This is a genomic window from Mesorhizobium sp. M7A.F.Ca.CA.002.09.1.1 (assembly GCF_003998555.1).
Lineage (GTDB): Bacteria > Pseudomonadota > Alphaproteobacteria > Rhizobiales > Rhizobiaceae > Mesorhizobium > Mesorhizobium ciceri.
The window spans coordinates 1-4,192 of sequence record NZ_RZRR01000492.1 but is presented as its reverse complement, the minus strand read 5'-3'; the positions used below and the strand labels follow the sequence as shown (position 1 = coordinate 4,192).

Below are 4,192 nucleotides of genomic sequence, written 5' to 3'. Positions count from 1 at the left end.
CCTTGAAGGCACCCATGTCGACGGCGCGACGGCAGAGCGCATCAAGCGGCCGATCCGCGACCTGTTCGACGTGCCCGATCTCGACGGCACCGACGACCAGATCGCCAACGGCACCTTCGAAGTCGCCTTCGGCGAGCCGAGGCCTCTGGCGCCCTTCACGGCGCAGCGCATCGACTATTCGCTGCACCGGCTGTCGCACTATACGGCAACCACGCCGCAGCATTTCCAGAACTTCGTGCTGTTCACCAACTATCAGTTCTACATCGACGAATTCGTCGCCCGCGCCCGCGACCTGATGGCCAATGGCGGCGGCGGATACACGGAGTTCGTCGAGCCGGGAAATGTCATCACCAAGGGCGGGCAGAGCGCGCCCAGCGAAGGCGTTGCACCGCCGCGCCTGCCGCAGATGCCGGCCTATCACCTGAAGAAATCGGGACATGGCGGCATCACCATGGTCAATATCGGCGTCGGGCCTTCCAACGCCAAGACCATCACCGACCATATTGCGGTGCTGAGGCCGCATGCCTGGGTGATGCTCGGTCACTGCGCCGGCCTGCGCAACACCCAGGCGCTTGGCGACTATGTGCTGGCGCATGCCTATGTGCGCGAGGACCACGTGCTGGACGACGATCTTCCGGTCTGGGTGCCGATCCCGCCGCTGGCCGAGATCCAGGTGGCGTTGCAGGAAGCCGTCGCCGAAGTCACCGGCCTTTCCGGCTACGACCTGAAGCGCATCATGCGCACCGGCACCGTTGCCACCATCGACAATCGCAACTGGGAACTGCGCGACCAGCGTGGGCCGGTACAGCGTCTGTCGCAATCTCGCGCCATCGCACTCGACATGGAATCGGCGACCATCGCCGCCAATGGCTTCCGCTTCCGTGTTCCCTACGGCACGCTGCTGTGCGTTTCGGACAAACCGCTGCATGGCGAGTTGAAGCTGCCCGGCATGGCGACCGAATTCTACAAGCGCCAGGTGGCGCAGCACCTGACCATCGGCATCAGGGCTATGGAGAAGCTCGCGGAAATGCCGATGGAGCGGTTGCATTCGCGCAAGCTCAGAAGTTTTTCGGAAACGGCGTTCCAGTAGGCCGGTTCCACGCATCGCATGGGCATTTCGTCATCTTGATTGAGCCGCATTACTGCCGATAAGCAGGCGGCATGGAGAGAGCGGGCTTCGGGACATTGCTGATTTCGGTTGCATTCCTGGCAATGCTGGCCTGTTCGATCGCGCTGGTGGCCGGGTTTTTCGGAACGCTGCATCCCGCCTTCGATTCCTTCTCGCATTTCCGCGTCCATCTTGCCGTGCTGATGGCGCTTTGCGCGTTGCCGCTGCTGGCCACGACATTTCGACTGCAAGCGGCCGTGGCACTGCTTTTTGCCGTGGCGGCCTTCGCCACCACTTCCGGCTCGCTGTCCTTCTCCCGCTTGTGGCCGGTTCAGGCCGCCTATGAAGCCAAGAACGAAGACCGCGCGATCTACAAGCTGCTGCAGATGAACCTGCGCTACGACAATCCAACCCCGAAGAAGGTGCTGTCGCTGATCGGCCGGACCAATCCCGACGTGATCACCCTGGACGAGGTGTCGGCGATGTGGGCGACCGAGCTTGGCTATATCAGCAGCGCATATCCATACCGGATCCTCTGTCCTTACCCTAACAAGATATTCGGCGTCGCGCTGCTCTCGCGGCGGCCCTTTGCCGCCGGCACCGAGGCGCGTTGCGAAAGGCGTGGTGCCATGGCGACAGCGACCGTCGACTTCGGCGGCATCGACGTCGATGTCGCCGCGATCCATCTCAGCTGGCCCTGGCCACGCGAGCAGTACTGGCAGATCGGCGAGTTGACGGAGCCGCTTTCCGCGCTCGGCGAGACGGCCATCATGGCGGGCGACTGCAATGCCGCCCCATGGAGTGCCGCCGTGCGGCGGGTCGCGGCGCTTGGCGGGCTGACCGTCATGCCTTCCGCCGGCCCGACCTGGATCCACATCAGGCTGCCGGATTTCCTGCGGCGCTTCGCCGGCCTGCCGATCGACCAGGTTTTCAGCAAGGGCGGCGTGACTATCCATTCGGCGACACGGCTGGAAGACACCGGCTCGGATCACCTCCCGGTCATGGTGGAGTTCTCGCTCAGGCTGAACCAGCAAAAGCCGCTCGACGAACATGAAACCGCGACCGCGGCCATTGTCCAGGCCGGCAAGACGCCAGGCTGAAGGATCAGGGCCTGACCAAAGCGATGACGAGATGCTGGACATGGCCGCCGTCGCGATGCTCGCGCGCATCGAAAGCGAGCTGCTTGGCCTCATATGCGGCATTGGTGGCCTTGATGCGTCGCTGTGCCTCGCGACGTGTCTTGTAGCAGGACCGGTCGTCGGCAATCCTGAGGCCGGAGATGGATCGTTCCGTGGCCCGCATCATCTCCCTGGCGATGCGGCCATGGGTTTCCTCATGGGCGCGGACGCCGGCGAAGAACCGCGTCCAGCGCTTCCGGAGCGTCGGGGTGGTGGCCGAGGCGACACGCGGAAATGTGTAGAAGAGATTGAGCGTGCCGTTGGCACGCCGCAAGCGGCAGACGCCATTGTCCTGGCTGGTGTCGAGGTCCCAATCCACAGCGTAGCCGGTCAGCGCGATGGCATGCGTCATGAAGCCGTGCTTCGGCCCCTTGCGGTCCATAGCTTGGACTAGCGCCAGCCCCGTGTTCCCGGTGATGTCGTAGGTCCGCGTCTTGACCACCACCCTGGTGCCGGCCGAGGCCGCCGAAGCCAGACCGAACAGCGCACCGATCGCCACTAGGCATGCCAGAACCGTCAGGCGCATGGCCATCTCCTTATCGTCAAGGAATGGAACCATAAGCGCGCGGCAGTTTCAACAGTTCTAATGTTCCACATGCCACGGGAGACCCCGAGCCATCGTCGGGACCTTTGCACGCTGCGGCCGGCGCGGGCCTACATGCCCTGATAGACCGGGCCTTCTCCGCCTTGCGGCGGCACCCAGTTGATGTTCTGGTTCGGGTCCTTGATGTCGCATGTCTTGCAGTGGACGCAGTTCTGCGCGTTGATGACGAAGCGCACATCCTTGGCCGTGGGATCGGCGGCGGCGTTGCCGTCCTTATCGACCCACTCGTAAACGCCGGCCGGACAATAGCGCGTCGAGGGGCCCGCAAAGACATCGTGCTCGGAACGCTTCTGCAGCTCCATGTCGCCGACAAGCAGGTGGACCGGCTCGTTTTCCTCGTGATTGGTGTTGGACAGGAACACCGAGGACAGCCTGTCGAAGGTCAGCACGCCATCGGGCTTCGGATAGGCGATCTTCTTGTGCCGGGCGGCAGGCTCGAGCGTTGCGTAGTCGGCCTTGCCATGCTTCAGCGTGCCGAAGGGCGAGACACCGAACAGCGTGTTCAGCCACATGTCGAGGCCGCCAAGGCCGACACCGACGATGGTGCCGAAGCGCGACCACAGCGGCTTGACGTTGCGCACCTTCTTCAGATCCTTGCCGATGTCGGTCGCGCGCCAGGCTTCCTCGTAGGACGCGAGTTCGTCGTTGGCGCGCCCGGCGCCGATCGCCTCGGCGACATGCTCGGCCGCCAGCATGCCGGACAGCACGGCATTGTGCGAACCCTTGATGCGCGGCACGTTGACGAAGCCCGCGGCACAGCCCATCAGCGCACCGCCGGGGAAGGACAATTTCGGCACCGACTGCCAGCCGCCCTCGGTGATGGCGCGCGCGCCATAGCCCAGCCGCTTGCCGCCTTCGAACGTAGCCGCGATCGCCGGATGGGTCTTGAAGCGCTGGAATTCCTCGAACGGCGACAGCCAGGGATTCTTGTAATTGAGGTGGAGGACGAAGCCGACCGCCACCTGGTTGTCCTCGAGATGGTAGAGGAACGAGCCGCCGCCGGTCTTCAAGTCAAGCGGCCAGCCGAAGGAATGCTGGACCAGCCCCGGCCGGTGGTTCTCCGGCTTGACCTGCCAGAGTTCCTTCAGGCCGATGCCGTATTTGCCCGGTTCGCGGCCATCGGAAAGCTTGTATCTGGCGATCAGTTGCTTGGCGAGCGAGCCGCGAGCGCCCTCCCCGATCAGCACATATTTGCCCATCAGCGCCATGCCGGGTGCGAAACCCGGGCCGTGCGTTCCGTCCTTCTCGACGCCCATGTCGCCGGTAACGACACCGGTGACGGCGCCTTGCTCATTGTAGAGC

Annotated in this window: 4 protein-coding genes; 2 read left to right on the top strand and 2 right to left on the bottom strand. The window is 64.0% G+C overall.

Annotated features, from left to right (window positions below):
• Together EN994_RS20425 and EN994_RS20420 are read left to right on the top strand one after the other, a co-directional pair.
• Window positions 1-1,090, top strand: a 1,090-nt coding sequence (locus EN994_RS20425; RefSeq protein ID WP_127307759.1) for an AMP nucleosidase, incomplete at its 5' end; no start/stop codon positions are given.
• A 71-nt stretch (window positions 1,091-1,161) separates the two neighbouring features.
• A complete protein-coding gene (locus EN994_RS20420) occupies window positions 1,162-2,208 on the top strand; it encodes an endonuclease/exonuclease/phosphatase family protein (protein ID WP_013532618.1) in 1,047 nt (348 codons plus the stop codon).
• 4 nt (window positions 2,209-2,212) lie between these two features.
• On the opposite strand, the gene EN994_RS20415 is transcribed toward EN994_RS20420, so the two are convergent.
• Both EN994_RS20415 and EN994_RS20410 read right to left on the bottom strand, forming a co-directional pair.
• Window positions 2,213-2,812 carry a DUF922 domain-containing protein gene (locus EN994_RS20415; protein WP_013532619.1) on the bottom strand — a complete coding sequence of 200 codons (600 nt, stop codon included), beginning with the start codon at window positions 2,810-2,812 and terminating at the stop codon, window positions 2,213-2,215.
• 128 nt (window positions 2,813-2,940) lie between these two features.
• The coding region (locus EN994_RS20410; protein ID WP_164746034.1) for an electron transfer flavoprotein-ubiquinone oxidoreductase at window positions 2,941-4,192 on the bottom strand (1,252 nt) is incomplete at its 5' end.